The organism is Streptomyces sp. NPDC059895 (assembly GCF_042731035.1).
Classification (GTDB): domain Bacteria; phylum Actinomycetota; class Actinomycetes; order Streptomycetales; family Streptomycetaceae; genus Streptomyces.
Map to the genome: position 1 here is coordinate 58,475 of NZ_JBHWKO010000021.1, position 15,521 is coordinate 73,995.

17 protein-coding genes are annotated in these 15,521 nt (G+C 70.8%); 6 read left to right on the forward strand and 11 right to left on the reverse strand.

The window, feature by feature from the left end; all coding sequences use genetic code 11:
• The 5 genes from cbiQ (at position 1) to ACFV9M_RS23600 (ending at position 3,924) form a co-directional block, all read left to right on the forward strand.
• On the forward strand, positions 1–762 hold the full coding sequence (gene cbiQ / locus ACFV9M_RS23580) for a cobalt ECF transporter T component CbiQ (protein WP_385067628.1): 762 nt from the start codon (positions 1–3) through the stop codon (positions 760–762).
• Complete coding sequence (locus ACFV9M_RS23585; RefSeq protein WP_385067631.1) at positions 750–1,526, forward strand: energy-coupling factor ABC transporter ATP-binding protein; 777 nt, start codon at positions 750–752, stop codon at positions 1,524–1,526. Before cbiQ ends, ACFV9M_RS23585 begins: the two co-directional genes overlap by 13 nt.
• Entirely contained in the window at positions 1,523–1,984 is a 462-nt protein-coding gene (locus ACFV9M_RS23590; RefSeq protein ID WP_385067633.1) for a MarR family winged helix-turn-helix transcriptional regulator, read from the forward strand. The genes ACFV9M_RS23585 and ACFV9M_RS23590 overlap by 4 nt, the downstream gene beginning before the upstream one ends.
• A gap of 240 nt (positions 1,985–2,224) precedes the next feature.
• Positions 2,225–2,671 (forward strand): organic hydroperoxide resistance protein, encoded by a 447-nt coding sequence (locus tag ACFV9M_RS23595; protein ID WP_385067635.1) that lies wholly within the window; start codon positions 2,225–2,227, stop codon positions 2,669–2,671.
• 83 nt (positions 2,672–2,754) lie between these two features.
• The gene (locus ACFV9M_RS23600) at positions 2,755–3,924 is read left to right on the forward strand and encodes a serine hydrolase domain-containing protein (protein WP_385067638.1); all 1,170 of its coding nucleotides are present in this window, start codon (positions 2,755–2,757) and stop codon (positions 3,922–3,924) included.
• Between the two features lie 104 nt (positions 3,925–4,028).
• Here the strand turns inward: ACFV9M_RS23600 and ACFV9M_RS23605 are convergent, their stop codons facing one another.
• The 8 genes from ACFV9M_RS23605 to ACFV9M_RS23640 form a co-directional block, all read right to left on the reverse strand.
• Positions 4,029–4,304: a DUF1876 domain-containing protein gene (locus tag ACFV9M_RS23605; RefSeq protein ID WP_385067641.1), complete on the reverse strand. Its 276-nt coding sequence runs from the start codon at positions 4,302–4,304 to the stop codon at positions 4,029–4,031.
• 68 nt (positions 4,305–4,372) lie between these two features.
• Positions 4,373–5,221, reverse strand: coding sequence for an arylamine N-acetyltransferase (locus ACFV9M_RS23610; RefSeq protein ID WP_385067642.1), 849 nt, complete (start codon positions 5,219–5,221; stop codon positions 4,373–4,375).
• A gap of 90 nt (positions 5,222–5,311) precedes the next feature.
• On the reverse strand, positions 5,312–7,903 hold the full coding sequence (locus ACFV9M_RS23615) for a DUF6185 family protein (protein WP_385067644.1): 2,592 nt from the start codon (positions 7,901–7,903) through the stop codon (positions 5,312–5,314).
• Positions 7,885–8,265, reverse strand: coding sequence for a hypothetical protein (locus ACFV9M_RS23620; RefSeq protein ID WP_385067646.1), 381 nt, complete (start codon positions 8,263–8,265; stop codon positions 7,885–7,887). The genes ACFV9M_RS23615 and ACFV9M_RS23620 overlap by 19 nt, the downstream gene beginning before the upstream one ends.
• A gap of 132 nt (positions 8,266–8,397) precedes the next feature.
• Positions 8,398–9,243: an EamA family transporter gene (locus tag ACFV9M_RS23625; protein WP_385067648.1), complete on the reverse strand. Its 846-nt coding sequence runs from the start codon at positions 9,241–9,243 to the stop codon at positions 8,398–8,400.
• Positions 9,240–9,731: a YbaK/EbsC family protein gene (locus ACFV9M_RS23630; RefSeq protein ID WP_385067650.1), complete on the reverse strand. Its 492-nt coding sequence runs from the start codon at positions 9,729–9,731 to the stop codon at positions 9,240–9,242. The genes ACFV9M_RS23625 and ACFV9M_RS23630 overlap by 4 nt, the downstream gene beginning before the upstream one ends.
• 41 nt (positions 9,732–9,772) lie before the next feature.
• Entirely contained in the window at positions 9,773–10,027 is a 255-nt protein-coding gene (locus ACFV9M_RS23635; RefSeq protein WP_385067653.1) for a DUF397 domain-containing protein, read from the reverse strand.
• Positions 10,024–10,869, reverse strand: a complete 846-nt coding sequence (locus ACFV9M_RS23640; protein ID WP_385067656.1) for a Scr1 family TA system antitoxin-like transcriptional regulator — start codon at positions 10,867–10,869, stop codon at positions 10,024–10,026. Before ACFV9M_RS23640 ends, ACFV9M_RS23635 begins: the two co-directional genes overlap by 4 nt.
• A gap of 139 nt (positions 10,870–11,008) precedes the next feature.
• Here ACFV9M_RS23640 and ACFV9M_RS23645 point away from each other — a divergent pair, with 139 nt between their 5' ends.
• Complete coding sequence (locus ACFV9M_RS23645) at positions 11,009–11,455, forward strand: ATP-binding protein (RefSeq protein ID WP_385067658.1); 447 nt, start codon at positions 11,009–11,011, stop codon at positions 11,453–11,455.
• Between the two features lie 55 nt (positions 11,456–11,510).
• Here ACFV9M_RS23645 and ACFV9M_RS23650 read toward each other — a convergent pair whose 3' ends face one another.
• From ACFV9M_RS23650 to ACFV9M_RS23660, 3 genes are all read right to left on the reverse strand, one after another.
• Positions 11,511–12,137, reverse strand: a complete 627-nt coding sequence (locus ACFV9M_RS23650) for a lamin tail domain-containing protein (RefSeq protein WP_385067661.1) — start codon at positions 12,135–12,137, stop codon at positions 11,511–11,513.
• A 321-nt stretch (positions 12,138–12,458) separates the two neighbouring features.
• The gene (locus ACFV9M_RS23655) at positions 12,459–14,666 is read right to left on the reverse strand and encodes an MMPL family transporter (RefSeq protein ID WP_385067664.1); all 2,208 of its coding nucleotides are present in this window, start codon (positions 14,664–14,666) and stop codon (positions 12,459–12,461) included.
• A 163-nt stretch (positions 14,667–14,829) separates the two neighbouring features.
• Positions 14,830–15,432, reverse strand: a complete 603-nt coding sequence (locus ACFV9M_RS23660) for a TetR/AcrR family transcriptional regulator (protein ID WP_385067666.1) — start codon at positions 15,430–15,432, stop codon at positions 14,830–14,832.
• Positions 15,433–15,521: the final 89 nt, after the last annotated feature.

The window sequence follows — 15,521 nt, forward strand, 5'->3', positions numbered from 1 at the left end:
ATGGGCGCGGGACACGCGCACCGGCTCTACCGGCACGGGCACTCGCCCGTGCACGCCCTGCCGCCGCACACCAAGCTCGCCGCCGCCCTCGCCTTCGTGGTGGTCGTGGTGTCGACGCCGCGGGAGGCGATGTGGGCGTTCGGCCTGTACGCGGTCCTGCTCGCCGTGGTCGCGTTCCGCGCGCGCGTGCCGGCCGGTTTCCTGCTGAGGCGGCTGCTGGTGGAGGTGCCGTTCGTCGCGTTCGCGGTGCTGATGCCGTTCGTGGCGGAGGGCGAGCGGGTGGAGGTCCTGGGCCTGTCGCTCAGTGTCAACGGCCTGTGGGGCGCCTGGAACGTGCTCGCCAAGGGCACCCTGGGCGTCGCCGCGTCGGTGCTGCTGGCCGCCACCACCGAACTGCGCGAACTCCTCCTCGGCCTGCAACGGCTGAAGCTGCCGCCCCTGCTGGTGCAGATCGCGTCCTTCATGATCCGCTACGGCGACGTCATCACCGACGAGATGCGGCGCATGCGGATCGCGCGGGAGTCGCGCGGGTTCGAGGCGCGGGGCGTACGGCACTGGGGGGTGCTCGCGAAGTCGGCGGGCGCCCTGTTCATCCGCTCCTACGAGCGCGGGGAGCGCGTGCACCTGGCGATGGTCAGCCGCGGGTACGCCGGGAGCATGCCGGTGATCGACGAGGTGACCGCCTCGCGCGCGCAGTGGTCGTACGCACTGACCCTGCCGTTCGCCGCCCTCGTCGTGTGCGTGGTGGGATGGGCCCTGTGACTGCTGCTGCGACACCCCCGCCCTCGCTGGAAGTGGCCGGTCTGGCCTTCGCCTATCCCGACGGCCACCAGGCCCTGTTCGGCGTGGACTTCTCCGTCGCGCGCGGCGAGCGGGTGGCGCTGCTCGGACCGAACGGCGCCGGCAAGACGACCCTCGTGCTCCACCTCAACGGCATCCTCACCGGCGGCACCGGCACGGTGACCGTCGCCGGGCTGGCGGTCGGCAAGCGGCACATGGCCGAGATCCGGCGCAAGGTCGGCATCGTCTTCCAGGACCCGGACGACCAGCTGTTCATGCCGACCGTGCGGGAGGACGTGGCGTTCGGTCCGGCGGCGGCCGGGCTCAAGGGCGCCGAGCTGGAGGAACGCGTGGACCGGGCGCTCGCGCGGGTCGGCATGTCCGGCTTCCAGGACCGCCCGCCGCACCACCTGTCCTTCGGCCAGCGCCGCCGGGTCGCCGTGGCGACGGTCCTGGCGATGGAGCCGGAGATCCTCGTCCTGGACGAGCCGTCCTCCAACCTCGACCCCGCCTCCCGCCGGGAGCTCGCCGACATCCTGCGCTCCCTGGACGTCACCGTCCTCATGGTCACGCACGACCTGCCGTACGCCCTCGAACTGTGCCCGCGGTCGCTGATCCTCAGCGAGGGCGTGATCGCGGCGGACGGCCCGACCGGCGGGCTGCTCTCCGACGAGGAGCTGATGCGCGCCCACCGTCTGGAGCTGCCGTTCGGGTTCGACCCGCGGTCCGTGACAATGGGCGCGTGACGAACCAGGAGACCGAGGGCTCGCTGCTTCTCGACGACCAGCTGTGCTTCGCGTTGTACGCGGCGCAGCGCGCGGTGACGTCCGCCTACCGCCCGCTCCTGGAGGAGCTCGGCCTCACGTATCCGCAGTACCTGGTGCTGCTGGTGCTGTGGGAGCGCGGGGAGACCACGGTCAAGGAGCTGGCCGCGGCCCTGCGGCTGGACTACGGCACGGTGTCGCCGCTGCTGAAGCGGCTGGAGGGCGCGGGGCTGGTGCGCCGGGAGCGCGCGGCGCGCGACGAGCGTTCGGTGCTGGTCGCGTGCACCGGGCGCGGGGAGGAGCTCCGGGAGCGCGCGGCCCGCGTGCCGGGCGCCCTGAGCGCGGCGACGGGGCTCGGGGCGGCGGAGGCGGCGCGGTTGCGCGCGGAGGTGTGGGCGCTCGCGGAGCGCGCGGAGGCCGCCGCGCAGCGCTTGCGCTGATCCCTCGATCCCTCGATCCCTCGATCCCTCCGTCACTCCGATCCCTCCGTCACTCCGATCCCGCTGTTCCCGCTGATCCCGCTGATTCCGGGTTACCCAGGGTCGTACCCCCAGGTGACGACTGCCGACTTACCAGCCAGTACCTTGTGCACGATGTATTTGTGCGCACCACGTATCTCCGCGCACCCCGTATCTCCGCGCGCCACACACCGGTGCGCCCTGTCCCGGGGAAGGCCTGCCATGACCGACGGCACCGCAGTCGACACCCGTCCGACGAAGATCGTGTACGTCGCCGAGGCCACCGCGCACGGCGGCCGCGACGGCTTCGTCACCAGCCAGGACGGGCAGATCGGCCTGAAGGTGGCCATGCCGCCGGAGCTGGGCGGCGACGGCAACGGCACCAACCCGGAGCAGCTGTTCGCGGCCGGCTACAGCTCCTGCTTCCACAACGCGCTGATCCTGGTGGGGAACCGGGCGGGATACGACCTCACCGGCTCCACGGTCGCCGCGAAGGTCGGCATCGGCCCGAACACGAGCCACGGCTACGGCCTGGCGGTCGCCCTCAGCGTCTCGCTGCCCGTCCTGGACGCCGACCTCGCCGCCCGGCTGGTGGACGCGGCGCACGAGGTGTGCCCGTACTCGAACGCGACGCGCGGCAACATCGACGTGACGATTCTCCTCGGCTGAGCCGGGCAAACAGTCGCAGGAATCCCAGGCCTGGGGCAAACGTTCCCCCCAGAGTCGAAGGCGAGTCGAGAGGACGTGCGGGCGTGGTCGTGAACGGTGCGGTGGCCGAGGGCTTCGAGCCGGTCAGGGAGGCGTTCGTCCGGAACTTCGAGGCGCTCGGCGACCGGGGCGCGGCGGTGGCCGTCTACCGGGACGGGCGGCGGGTCGTCGACCTGTGGGGCGGCACCCGGGACGTGACCGGCGGGGCGCCCTGGGAGCGGGGCACCGCGCAGGTCGTGCGGTCCGCGACGAAGGGTGTCGCCGCCGCCGTACTCCTGCTGCTCTGGCAGCGGGGCGAGCTGGACCTCGACGCGCCCGTGGGGGCGTACTGGCCCGAATACAAGACGGCGGGCAAGGAGCGGACCCTCGTGCGGGACCTGCTCGCGCACCGGGCGGGCGTCCCCGTCCTGGACCGGCCGCTGACGCCCGCCGAGGCCGCCGATCCGGATGTCGGCGCGGCCGCGGTCGCGGCGCAGGCGCCGGCGTGGGAGCCGGGCGCGGACCACGGGTACCACGCGCAGACGTACAGCTGGCTGACGGGCGAGCTGGTGCGGCGGGTGACCGGGCGGGCGATCGGCGCGTGGATCGCCGACGAGATCGCCGGGCCGGCCGGCGCCGACCTGTGGCTCGGGCTGCCGGCGGAGCGGGCCGCGCGCGTGGGACGCGTCGGGCAGGTCGAGGCGCCCGCGCAGGCCGGGGCGCTGCGGACCCGGCCCAAGCGGGCCGTCGCCGACGCCTACGCCGACCCCGCCTCCCTCACCCGGCGCGCCTTCGCCGCGATCACCCCGATGCCCGACGAGAACGACCCCGCCTACCGGGCCGCCGCACTGCCCGCCTCCAACGGCATCGCCACCGCGGACGGCCTGGCCCGCTTCTACGCCTCGCTGATCGGCGCGCCGGAGGGCGGCACCCGGCTCTTCACGCCGGAGACGGCGGAGGCGGCGCGCACGGAGCGTTCGGCGGGCCCCGACCGCGTCCTGGTCGTCGGCACCCGCTTCGGCCTCGGCTACATGCTGCACGGCGCCGCGTCCCCGCTGCTGTCCCCCGCCTCCTTCGGCCACCCCGGCCGCGGCGGGGCGCTCGGCTTCGCCGACCCCGAGTCGGGCATCGCCTTCGGGTACGTCACCAACGGGTTCCGGTCGAGCGTGACGGCGGACGCGCGGGCGCAGGCGCTGGTGCGAGCGGTGCGGGAAGCGCTGCTTCAGCGCGGCTGACGGCGGTCGCGGCCGCGCATGGCCGCGGATGTGGGCGTGAGGAGTGGGCGTGGTGTGGGCGGCCCGCCCCTACGTCCGGCGGGGCGCGGGCCGCCCGGTGCGGCTCACACGTGGATCGGGTGGGACGTACGGCCCGACGCCTCGTCGATCTCGGTGTGGGCCTTGGTCAAGAGCTGCATGGCCAGCTCGTTCAGGGCGCGGGCGCCCGCGATCTCCTCGCCGACGCGGGGCTGGTTGGCGTCGATGCTGTGACGGCTGGCGTGCCCCTGGGCCTTGACCTCGCTCCCGTCCGGCAGCCGCACCATCGCGACCGCGCGCGTGTGCTGGTCGTCCTCCTGGAACTCCATGTCGACGTGCCAGCCCACCGTGGTCTTCATCATCAGGATCACCTCCGGAACATCTGCTTCCAGGGTGCGCCTCCCGGCGGTCCGCCGCACCCACGCGCGGCTCAGCCCAGCAGCGTCGTGCCCTCCGGTACGGCGATCCGGAACTCCTCCTCCAGCACGCGCCGCACCTCCGCCTCCTCGGTGAGCTCCCGCTCGGTGACGGTGCCGTCGGCGCGGGTCTCGGTGAGGCGGGTGCCGTCGAGGAGGAGGTGGCGGCCGGCGGTGACGCGCTGGGCGTAGGGGCGTCGGCTGAACGGGGAGCGCGGGCTGGTGGCGACGTACCAGTTGGCCACCTCGAAGTCGGGGCGCTCGAAGGGGTCGACGGTGAAGACGTACTGGGGCCGCCAGCCGCCTGTCAGCGACGCTCCCTCCCCGTGCATCTCCAGCACCCACATTTCCAGCGGCCCGCGGTGCGGGGCGTGGACCAGCCGGTGCCGGCGCCCGGCGGCGTCGAAGGCGGTGTCCGGAACCAGGGGGACCGGTTCGAGGAGGGCGCCCGGGGCGCCGAAGCCGACGTCGGCGAGGTACGGCCGAGGGTCGCCGGGGGCCTGAACGAGGAGCGCCATGTGCGTGCGCGGCCGGTCCTCGAACCGTTCCGCGCCGACGACCACCCGCGCCCCGAGCCGGGTCACGGCGAACCCCAGCGCCTCCAGGACGCCTGCGAACAGGGTGTTGTGCTCGTAGCAGTAGCCGCCGCGCCCGCCGCGCACCAGCTTGGCGACCAGATCGGCGGTCGCGAGGGAGGGGGCGGTCCCGCGGACGGGGTCGAGGTTCTCGAACGGTATGGAGTGGGCGTGCGCCAGATGGACACCCCGCAGCGTGCCCACGTCGGCCCGCCGCTCCCCCTCCCAACCGATCCGGTGGAAGTAGGCGTCGAGGTCGTCGGGGGTGAGCTGCGTCGTCCGGGGCATGGCGTCACGGTAGTCAGGGGGGTCGCCCGGGTCCCGGGGCGGGCCGGCGTCGGCCGTGACCGGGACCGCGAGGGCCGTTCCGGTCGGCGGTCACTGGAGGTCGATCGCCTGCCAGATGACCGCCGCTGCCGCCAACTGTGTGAGCAGCCAGGCGAACTGCCCGGAAAGGCCGTGCATCTGGTAGATCGATCTCAGCAGGCTGAAGCGTTTGGTCCAGTAAGGCCGTTCACGACGGAACGTGTCGGTGTCCATCCACATGCTCGTCAGGGTCAGCACCATGAGCATCAGGATGGCGCTCAGGATCTGCACGCCCACTTCTTGGAGACCGTCGGCGTGGGTGAGCGCGGCAAGGACCATGATGGGCAGGAACCAGGCGACGAACAGGTTCAGGGCCCGCATGGGGCCGCGCTCTCCAGGCAGTACACGCCACAGGGCGCCGAGAACAAGTCCCGCACCGGCGAACGAGATCTCTCGCGTAAGGAACATCCCGATCACATCGGGGATACCGGTGAGCTGGTCGAGGGTGAAGGACCTGTGCTTACCTCCCCTCAGGAGCTGGTACCAGGCGGTCACCGCGCTGGGAAGAATGCCGAAGACGGCGGCCCAGCGCGCGGCATTGAGGGCGTTCGCCCACCAACGCGGCTGCGGTCCCCAGCTGAGGGCGACGTCGACAACGGACACGGGGTCCGGTAGGCAGCTGTGGCGACACCCGACCGGCTGCCAGTGGTGCAGCGAGTCGAGTTGTTCCTCCAGGTCACTTCTCTCGGTTCCCTCTGCGCCCGCGTGGTTGAGGAGGTGGAGCCGGAGGAGCAGATCGCGGCAGCGGCGGGAGTCCTCCATCAGCTGATCGTGCTTTGCCGCATCACTCAGTTCCGCTACGACGCAAGGCGCCTCCGCTTTCCGGTCCACCCGGCTCAGTACCGACCAGCGGCGCCCCACTTTCACCACGACGTAGAGCGCGACCATGTTCAGCGGCAGCCAGAGGCCGTACACCGCCGCCACCCTTCCCGGGACGGTGATTCCTCTCATCGCCACGACGATGGCGAAGACGGCGGTCACCAAAAGGAGATCCACTCTCTCCGGCCCCAGGGACGTCTCCGGTCCGGTCCTGTTCTTGCTGTGAAGGAGCGCCACAAGCGCTATTCCGGCCAGCATCCACGTGTAGGCGTATATCCACTGTGGTCCCAAGAACGCGAAACGCGCGAGTTGCTGACTCAGGGCACCTCTGTAACCGATACCGAGGAGAGAACTGGCGTCCCCCATCCAGTCGGCGCGTTCCCATCTCACATGGAAGGAGAGCACACAGCACGCCACCACCACGGCCGATACGACGGCCAGGGTGGCCCCGACCACGACGGCACGGCGAAGGAGATACGCGGCCTGGGTTCCCTCCGAAGACTCGGGGTGCTCGGGTTCGCCTGCGCTCGGGTTTTCTCCTTCACCTGCGAAATCGCCGAACTTTCCTTCTCGTGCGAAACGCCACGCCCAGGCAGCGATCGCGGCCAGCCACAGCCACAGCATGCAGAAGTCGAGGAGGGCCAGTCCGGCAATGCCGGTGACCGGCGGCCGGGCTTTCGGCATCAGATCATCCGGGAGGCCCAGGAGGTGGGGGGCGAGGATCACCAACAGACCGGTCGCCGCCGCTGCCCCCGCGGAAGTGACGACCACCATCTTGCGGTTCCTCAATCCCGTGTCGGGGTCGTCGGAGCCCTGTCTCAACGGGAGCCACGGCCGCGCGGTGAGCACCAGGGTGAAACCCGACACGATGCCGATGAACGCGCGCCAAGGGTTCACGCCGGAAGACGGGCGGAGCAGCAACAGCAACGTCAGGCCGAGGGCCGCACTCACCCCCGCCCACTGCAGAACTGTTTTGGCCAGATCGATCTTCCTGCGGAGAGGCCATGCCGACGCGGCGATCACGGCCGAGGCGCAGAACCACCAGGAGGTGACGCCCAGAGAGCGGATCCAGGAAGCGCTGCCCTCCGCGGCATGAATCCGTGGCGGTGTCAGGTCGACGTAGATCGCCTTTCCGGATTCCGGCTTGTATCCGCTCCACACCCTGCTGTCGTTTTCGGTGATCGACACTTCGGGCGCCTCGGGTGCGTCACTGATCTGCAGGCCGCCCGGACGGATCTCGATCCGCTGCCACGAGGATTTGAGCAGAGCATTCGGTGGGTGAAGGGTCACTTTCCAGCCCGCGGGTCCGGCCTCGACCGTCCAAGGGCCCACTTCGAACATTCCGGCGGAGCGGATGAGATTCCATGATTCATACGTGACGACGACCGCGCCTTTGTGCGTGACCGGTTGGTCGTCGGTCGATCGCCATTCCGGGTGCCACACGTTGAGGTTGATTTTCCGCGATGCGCTCTGCCCGAGCAAAAGGCAGCGCAGGGCACGGCGGTAATCGGGCGCGTCCGGGCTGAGTATCAGGTCGTCCACTTCGCCGCCGCTTCGGTTCGGCACCTCGATGGTGGTGACCTGTGACACCTCGACGAACTCGGGGCGCTTCTGGCTGAAGGAGATCTCGGTGGCGACTTTCGCCTTCTGCGGTTCCCTGATCGTCCGGCATTTGCGCGCGTCGACGGCGTGCGCCTGGACCGGCGACACCGCCCAGCACCCGAGCAGGGCGACGGCGAGCAGAAGCAACCGCCACGCGGCGGACGTCATTTCCGGGGCGGGCATCCGCTGTAGGGGTCGCACAGCAGGACGACCTCGTAGGGTTCACCGGGGGACTCGACGCGTCGCGAGTGATCGACACCCGGGAGGAACCGCCACTGGGTGGGCTTGCCGTGCCTGGTCCGGTTCGCCTTCTCCACGCGGGTGTGGAGGGTACGCGTCGCCGCGTCGGTCGTCTCGGTCAGGATCTCGCCCTCGTCGAGAGGGAAGTGGTCGTGCAGCAGGCACAGGCCGAAGCGGTCGAGGTTGCCGTGCCTTTCCAGGACGGCGACCAGCTCCTGGACGAATGCCGCGTCCTGCGGTCCGAGAGGTCGGGCCTCCTCGAACCGCGGAAGGCTCGGCCTCGGGGTCTCCTCGTGGGTGCTCATCACTACCTCCACCAATCACCGAGTGGATTCACAACGTCACCCTAAGTGCCCACCATCAGCCCTGCCACTCGTCCGTTCGAGACCGGCCCCGAAGCGAGTGCCGAGGAGGCAGGCACGCACCCGGCCCTGCCCTCACCCCGCGTGCAGCATCAGCCCGATCCCGAGGACCAGCAGTCCCGCGGCGGCGATACGCGGCGCGCCGAACCTCTCCTTGAAGAACACGGCACCGATGGCCGAGCCGACGATGATCGACGACTCGCGGAGGGCCGCGATCGGGGCGAGTTCGGCGCGGGTCTGTGCCCACAGGACGAGGGCGTAGGCGGCGACGGACAGGGCGGCGCCGAGCAGGCCGAGGGTGGCGAAGGGCCGCAGGACGGTCCAGGTCTCCCGCCGCCGGCGGGTGACGGCGTACGCCGGGAGGACGGTCCCCTGGACGGCCATCAGCCAGGCGATGTAGCCGAGGGAGGACCCGGAGGCGCGTACACCCAGGCCGTCCACGACCGTGTACGCGGCGATGGAGAGGCCGGTCGCGAGCGCCGCGCCGATCGCCGCCCAGTCGGGCCGCCGCCCGCGCAGCCCCCACAGCGCGACGCCCGTCAGCCCCGCGCAGGACAGCGCGATCCCGGCGGCCGCCCAGCCGTCCGGCACCTCGTGCGCGAAGACGGCGGCGAGGACCGTCACGACGAGCGGCGCGGACCCGCGCGCGATCGGGTACGCCTGCCCGAAGTCCCCCAGCCGGAACGACCGCATCAGCAGCGCGTAGTACGCGATATGGATCGCGGCGGAGCAGAGGAGGTACGGCCACGCTGCCGCCGCGGGGACAACTGTGAACGGCATCAGTGCGAGGCCGATGAGGAGGCCGCCGCCCGAGATGAGGGCGAAGCCGGTGAGCTTGTCGGTGATGCGGTGGGCGATCGCGTTCCACGCGGCGTGCGTGACGGCGGCGAGCAGGACCGCCGCCGTGACCAGCGGGGTCACGCAGTGCGCTCGCGCACGTCCACGAGCGTCGCGCCGGCACGTTCGACCAGCTCGGCGGGGGCCATGGGGAACACCGTGTGCGGGGTGCCCGCGGCGGCCCACACGACGTCGTGCGCGAGGAGCCCGCGATCCGCGAGGACACGCGTGCGCGTACGGTGCCCGAACGGCGGCACGCCCCCGATCGCGTACCCGGTCGTCTCCCGTACGACGCCGGCGTCGGCCCGCGTCACCTTCTCGGCGCCGAGCTCCTTCCGCACGAGGCCGACGTCGACCCGCGAGGCCCCGTCCATCAGCACCAGCACCGGCACCCCGTCCGCCGCGAAGATCAGCGACTTGCAGATCTGACTGAGGTCGCACCCGATCGCGGCGGCGGCCTCGGCGGCCGTACGCGTCGCGTCCGGGAAGCGCCGGATACGGGGGTGCAGGTCACCGAGCCCCAGGGCATCCAGGGCTTCGGCGAAACGGGGGTGAGCTCCAGTCGTCGTCATGCGCGCACGGTAGCGGTGCGTGCACGGGACATGCGACCCGGTTATCCGTGGGCGGTGGCGTGCCGGAGGAAGTCCGTCCAGGCGGCGGGGGCGACGGCGAGTATGCCGTGGGCGGGACTCTTGGAGTCACGGATGTGGATGGTGGCGGGAGCCGTGGCCACTTCGACGCAGTCATGGCCGTTGCTGCTGTCGCTGTAGCTGCTCTTGAACCAGTCCAGGGCGACCTCGACGCAGTCGCCAGGCTCGTTGCTGCTGCTGTAGCTGCTCTTGAACCAGTGGAGTTCCGCGTTGCTCATAGTCTCCCCAGCGCTTGCTCGATGAAGGCCAGTGACTCCCTTGGTGTGAGAGCCTGCGCCCGGATCATCCCATAGCGCAACTCCAGGATCCGAAGGTCTTTTGGGTCTGACACCGGGCGACCGTTGAACGCACCCTCAGAGCGGCCAACAGCCGTCCCATCCGCGAACTTCAGCACCTCGATCAGGCCAGGAATGCCGGCGTGCTCCTCACGGTCAGTCGGCATGACCTGAAGCGACACGTTTCGCAAGTTCCCTACTTGAAGGAGGCTTTCGAGCTGTCGCCGCAGCACCGCCCTACCGCCGAGAGGACGTTCCAACGTCACCTGCTCCTGGATGAAGCTGAGGGCAGGTGCAGGCTGCTTCTCGAAGATCGATTTGCGGGCCGTGCGGGCAGCCACCTCCTGCTCGACAATGCCCCGGAGTAGAGAAGGCTGCCGCATGTCAAACAGTGCGGTCGCATACTCCGGCGTCTGCAACAGTCCATGGATGTTGTGGTTGCTGTAGAGGAGCATTTCGACCGCTCGCGCCTCCAAATCGGCCAGCTCCCGCACCTTTTTGGGGTACCGAGCTCTTCGCATGTCCTCTTTGAATGCCTTCAGCACTCCCCGCGCTCCCAGCGCCTCATCCGCCTTGTCCAGGAACTCAGGCCGAGGGATTCGGTCACCGCGCTCGATCTTGCGGATCATGTCCTCGCCGTACCGGAGCGTGCCCGCCAAATCGACGACCCTTATATCCGCCGCCTCCCGATACAGCTTGACCAGTCGCCCCACGGTCTCCACGACCGGCGCGATCTCGTCCCCGGGCTGTACATCCCACCCAGCCTCGTCCGCAGCTTCGTTCAAGCTCACCCACCTCCAACGCGCAGTCGTACCCGGACGACACCGAGACAGCTGAGACAGCACAGGACAGAGCTGGGACAGTCCCGCTACGCACAGGCATCGCCACTCACTCAAGCAAGTCCGATCCACCACGCTGAGTCACATGAATCACGAGACGCGTGTCCCTGAAATCAATCTCACCTCCCCCTCCCGCCACTTCACCGTCCTCCTGTCCCCCACCCCCCGCGCCGCCCGTCTGGCCCGCCTGCTGACGACGGAGCAGCTCCGGGAGTGGGGGCTGCCGTTGGACACCGCGCCGCAGATCGTGGCCGAGCTGGCGACGAACGCGGCGACGCACGGGCGGGTCCCGGGGCGGGACTTCCGGCTGACCCTGAACGCCGTCGCGGACACCCTCCGCATCGAGGTCACGGACGCCCGGGGCGACCGGCTCCCCCGGCCGGGCCGCCCGGACGGGGACGCGGAGGGCGGCCGGGGGCTGCTCCTCGTGGACGCCCTCGCGGACCGCTGGGGCGTCGTACCGGGACCGTTGCCGCGCAAGACGGTGTGGGCGGAGGTGAGAGTGGGGGGCACCAGGGCGGGACATGCGTGAGCGGCGCGCCCGGCCCGAGGGGTGGGCCGAACGCGCCGCCGGTCACGCAATGCCGTCAGAAACGGTCCCCGCCGTGGTGACGGCCACCGTCGTGCCGGTCCCCGTGCTGACGGCCACCGCCATGGTGACGGCCCTCGTCGTGCCGGTCCCCGTGCTGACGGCCCCCGTCGTGACGGCCCCCGTGGTGGCGGTCGCCGTCCTGGCGGTCCCGGTCCCACGACACCTCGTCCACGACGCGGTCACGCTCGTTGCGCAGCGTCGCGGTGTCGGAGTCGTTGGCCCAGACGTGGCGGCCGCGGTCCTGGTACAGGTCGGTGCGGGTGTCGCGGCCCTCGCCGGTGTGGACGCGGACGGTGGCGCGGGCGGCGAGGCGGTAGCGGTCGAAGGTGTAGGTGTCGCCGTCCTCGTCGGACAGGGTCCAGCCGTCGAGGTTCACCTCACGGCGGGTGGTGTTGGTCAGTTCCACCCACTCCTTGTTGAGGGAGCGGTTGGCGCGGGTGTCGTGGCCCGGCGCGTCGTACTGCACGTCGCTGATCTCCACCTTCGGCCGGTCGGCGCGCGGCTGGCCGGCGGCGGACGCCGGGACCGCCACGGCGCCGATCACTGCGGCGGCCGCGAGCGAGGCGACCGCCAGACGACGGGTCGAAACGGGGGACACGGAGGACACGGGGGAAACGAGCACGGGGTCTCCTCGGGAGGTGCGATGGCGGCCGGGTTCGGCCGCGGCACCGGCATCGGACCACCTGACACTCCCGGAACGCCCGATCCACACCTCCCGTTACAGATCGTTCACATATCAGTGACGGTCACCTGTAATGTCCATCTATGCAGTGAATGACCAAAACCATCTGTTCAACAGCCCCGTCCGACCCCGTCGCGGCCACCCCTTCACCCGAACGTGGGTGACAGCCACGCCGGAAGAAGAAGCCGGACACGAAGAAGCCGGTGAGGGCGCCCCGTCCCCACGGAACCCTCACCGGCGGTCTTCACGTCGCCCGACGCGCTACGCCCGGGCGAACTCCCGGTCGGCGTCGTCGTCGTGGGCGCGCAGGCCCTCGCCCTCGACGTCGACGTTGGGCAGGGCGCGGTCCAGCCACTTCGGCAGCCACCAGGCCTTCTTGCCGAGGAGGGCGAGGACGGCGGGCACGATGGCCATGCGGACGACGAAGGCGTCGAAGAAGACGGCGATCGCGAGGCCGAAGCCGATCATCTTGACCATCGACTCGGAGGAGCCGATGAAGCCGGCGAACACCGCCATCATGATCACCGCGGCGGCGGTGACGACCCGCGCGCCGTGCCGGAAGCCGGTCACCACGGCCTGGCCGGGGGCCTCGCCGTGGACGTACGCCTCGCGCATGCGGGTCACGAGGAAGACCTCGTAGTCCATCGCGAGTCCGAAGACCACGCCGACCATGAAGATCGGCATCATCGACATGACCGGGCCGGTCTCCTCGACGCCCATCAGGCCCGCGAACCAGCCCCACTGGAAGACCGCGACGACGGCGCCGAGGGCCGCCATGACGGAGAGCAGGAAGCCGAGGGCCGCCTTCAGCGGGACGAGGATCGAGCGGAAGACCACGATGAGGAGGAGGAAGGCCAGGCCGACCACCAGCACGAGGTACGGGACGAGGGCGTCGTTGAGCTTCTGGGAGACGTCGATGTTCATCGCCGTCGAGCCGGTGACGAGGATCTCCGCGCCGGTGTCGGCCTTGATGTCCGTGCCCTTGCCGCGGATGGCGTGGACCAGGTCCTCGGTGGTGACGGAGGACGGCTTGGCGTCGGGGATGACCGTGATGGTCGCCGTGTCGCCGGCCTCGTTGGGGGTGGCCGGGGTGACGGTGACGACGTTCCTCAGGCCCTTGATCTCGTCGCCGACGTCGGAGAACACGGCCTGCGGGTCGTCGCTGCCCTTGGCGTCGACGACGACCATCAGCGGGCCGTTGAAGCCGGCGCCGAAGCCCTCGGAGAGGAGGTCGTAGGCCCGGCGCTGGGTGGTGGAGGTGGGCTGGGAGCCGTCGTCGCCCAGGCCCAGTTCCAGCGAGGACACCGGGACGGCCGCCGCACCGAGGCCGATCACGCCCAGGAGGAGGACGGCGACCGGGCGGCGGACGACGAAGCTCGCCCAGCGGGTGCCCATGTTGGGCTTGGCCGCCTTCTCGGCGGACTTGGCGCGGCCGCCGCCGAGGAGCTTGCCCTTCTCGCCGGCCGGGCGGACCTTGCGGCCCGCGTAGCCGAGCAGCGCGGGGATCAGGGTGAGGGCGATCAGGACGGCGATGGCCACCGTGCCCGCCGCCGCGATGCCCATCTTCGTCAGCATCGGGATGTTGACGACGGAGAGGCCGACGAGGGCGATGACGACGGTCAGGCCGGCGAAGACGACCGCGGAGCCGGCGGTGCCGGCGGCGCGGCCGGCCGCCTCCTCGCGGGCGCGGCCCTCGGCCAGTTCGGCGCGGTAGCGGGAGACGATGAACAAGGCGTAGTCGATGCCGACGGCGAGGCCGATCATCATCGCCAGGGTGGAGGTGGTGGAGCCGAGGTCGAGGGTGCTGGCGAGCGCGGTGATCGAGGAGACGCCGATGCCGACGCCGATGAGCGCGGTCAGCAGGGGCATGCCCGCCGAGATCAGCGAGCCGAAGGTGATGACGAGGACGACGGCGGCGACGGCGATGCCGATGATCTCGGTGGCGCCGGTCTCGGGCGTCGTCTGGAGCGCGTCACCGCCGATCTCGACGGTCAGGCCGGCGTCCCGGGCGTTCTCGGCGGCGTCCTCCAGCGCCTCGCGGGAGGAGTCCTCCAGCTCCATGCCGGATACGTCGTACTTCACGGAGGCGTAGGCGATCGTGCCGTCCTCGCTGACGGCCTTGGCCTGGAAGGGGTCGGCGACGGAGGCGACCTCGGAGCCGTCGGACAGCTCCTTGACGGTCTTCTCGACGGTGGCCTTGTGGGCGGCGTCCGTCATCTTCTCGCCGTCGGGGGCCTGGAAGACGACCCGGGCGGTGGCGCCGTCGGCGCTCATCCCGGGGAAGCGCTGTTCCAGCAGGTCGAAAGCTTTCTGCGCTTCGGTGCCGGGGATGGAGAAGGAGGTGCTGCCGGCGGCGGGCGCGGAGGCGGCGCCGACACCGGCGAGCGTCAGCAGCGCCACCCAGATCAGGGCGAAGAAGTGCCGTCGCCGGAAGGCGAGTCGGCCCAGCTTGTAGAGGAACGTGGCCACGGAGGCGTACTCCCGGTCAGGTCGTGGGGTGTGGGGGCCCGGGTTTCGGCATGGGCCCCGAGGGCAGGGGTGACCAACCCGGCGTGGAGGCAGGGGTGATCGGCCCGACGACGTGAGCGGTGGCGTCAGGAAGGGCGGACCGCGGGGACGGTCAGGAGGAGGGTCAGGAGGAGACGGGCACGCCGAGGGCGGGGAGGACCACGGCGTCGACGTACGCGGTGAGGAAGGCCAGGGTCGGCGGCTGGTCGTCGAGCAGGGCCCGGGTGGCGAAGCCGCCGACCATCATGTGCAGCAGGAAGTCCAGCGCGGGGCAGTCGGGGCGGACCTCGCCCCGGTCGACGGCCCGCCGGATCACCCGGTGGAATCCGGACAGCTCCGGTTCGATGAGCTGGGCCCGGAACGCCTGGCGCAGATCGGGGTTGTTGTGCATCGCCATGGCGATGCCCCGCATCAGCGCCGAGTTCCGCTCGATGGTGCAGTCGTCCTCCAGCCGCAGCAGGGCGTGCAGGTCGCCCCGGAGCGAGCCGGTGTCAATCTCGTCACCGTGGTCGGGCTTGCTGTGTCTGATGGCCCTCGCGACCAGCTCGGCCTTGCCGCCCCACTGGCGGTAGAGCGTGGCCTTGCTGGACCGGGTGCGGGCGGCGACGGCGTCCATGGTGAGGGCGTCGTAGCCGACCTCGCGGAGCAGGTCGAGCACGGCCGCGTACAGCTCGGCCTCGCGCTCGGGGGTGATCCGACTGCGACGCGGGGTGGCGACCTCAGTCATGGCAATCCCTCCGGCTCCAGCACTGTCCCGTGATGCGTACACCATGAAGATACCCTGAGGAAAAGCGAAACGAAACGGTTTCGTACGTG

What these genes read in the sequence shown, in the direction of transcription:
- ACFV9M_RS23645 (WP_385067658.1), top strand. Translation starts at nt 11,009, where the DNA reads ATGAATCACGAGACGCGTGTCCCTGAAATCAATCTCACCTCCCCCTCC.
- ACFV9M_RS23615 (WP_385067644.1), bottom strand. Translation starts at nt 7,903, where the DNA reads ATGCCCGCCCCGGAAATGACGTCCGCCGCGTGGCGGTTGCTTCTGCTC.
- ACFV9M_RS23605 (WP_385067641.1), bottom strand. Translation starts at nt 4,304, where the DNA reads ATGATGAAGACCACGGTGGGCTGGCACGTCGACATGGAGTTCCAGGAG.
- ACFV9M_RS23660 (WP_385067666.1), bottom strand. Translation starts at nt 15,432, where the DNA reads ATGACTGAGGTCGCCACCCCGCGTCGCAGTCGGATCACCCCCGAGCGC.
- ACFV9M_RS23610 (WP_385067642.1), bottom strand. Translation starts at nt 5,221, where the DNA reads ATGCCCCGGACGACGCAGCTCACCCCCGACGACCTCGACGCCTACTTC.
- ACFV9M_RS23585 (WP_385067631.1), top strand. Translation starts at nt 750, where the DNA reads ATGGGCCCTGTGACTGCTGCTGCGACACCCCCGCCCTCGCTGGAAGTG.
- ACFV9M_RS23620 (WP_385067646.1), bottom strand. Translation starts at nt 8,265, where the DNA reads ATGAGCACCCACGAGGAGACCCCGAGGCCGAGCCTTCCGCGGTTCGAG.
- ACFV9M_RS23595 (WP_385067635.1), top strand. Translation starts at nt 2,225, where the DNA reads ATGACCGACGGCACCGCAGTCGACACCCGTCCGACGAAGATCGTGTAC.
- ACFV9M_RS23635 (WP_385067653.1), bottom strand. Translation starts at nt 10,027, where the DNA reads ATGAGCAACGCGGAACTCCACTGGTTCAAGAGCAGCTACAGCAGCAGC.
- ACFV9M_RS23630 (WP_385067650.1), bottom strand. Translation starts at nt 9,731, where the DNA reads ATGACGACGACTGGAGCTCACCCCCGTTTCGCCGAAGCCCTGGATGCC.
- cbiQ (WP_385067628.1), top strand. Translation starts at nt 1, where the DNA reads ATGGGCGCGGGACACGCGCACCGGCTCTACCGGCACGGGCACTCGCCC.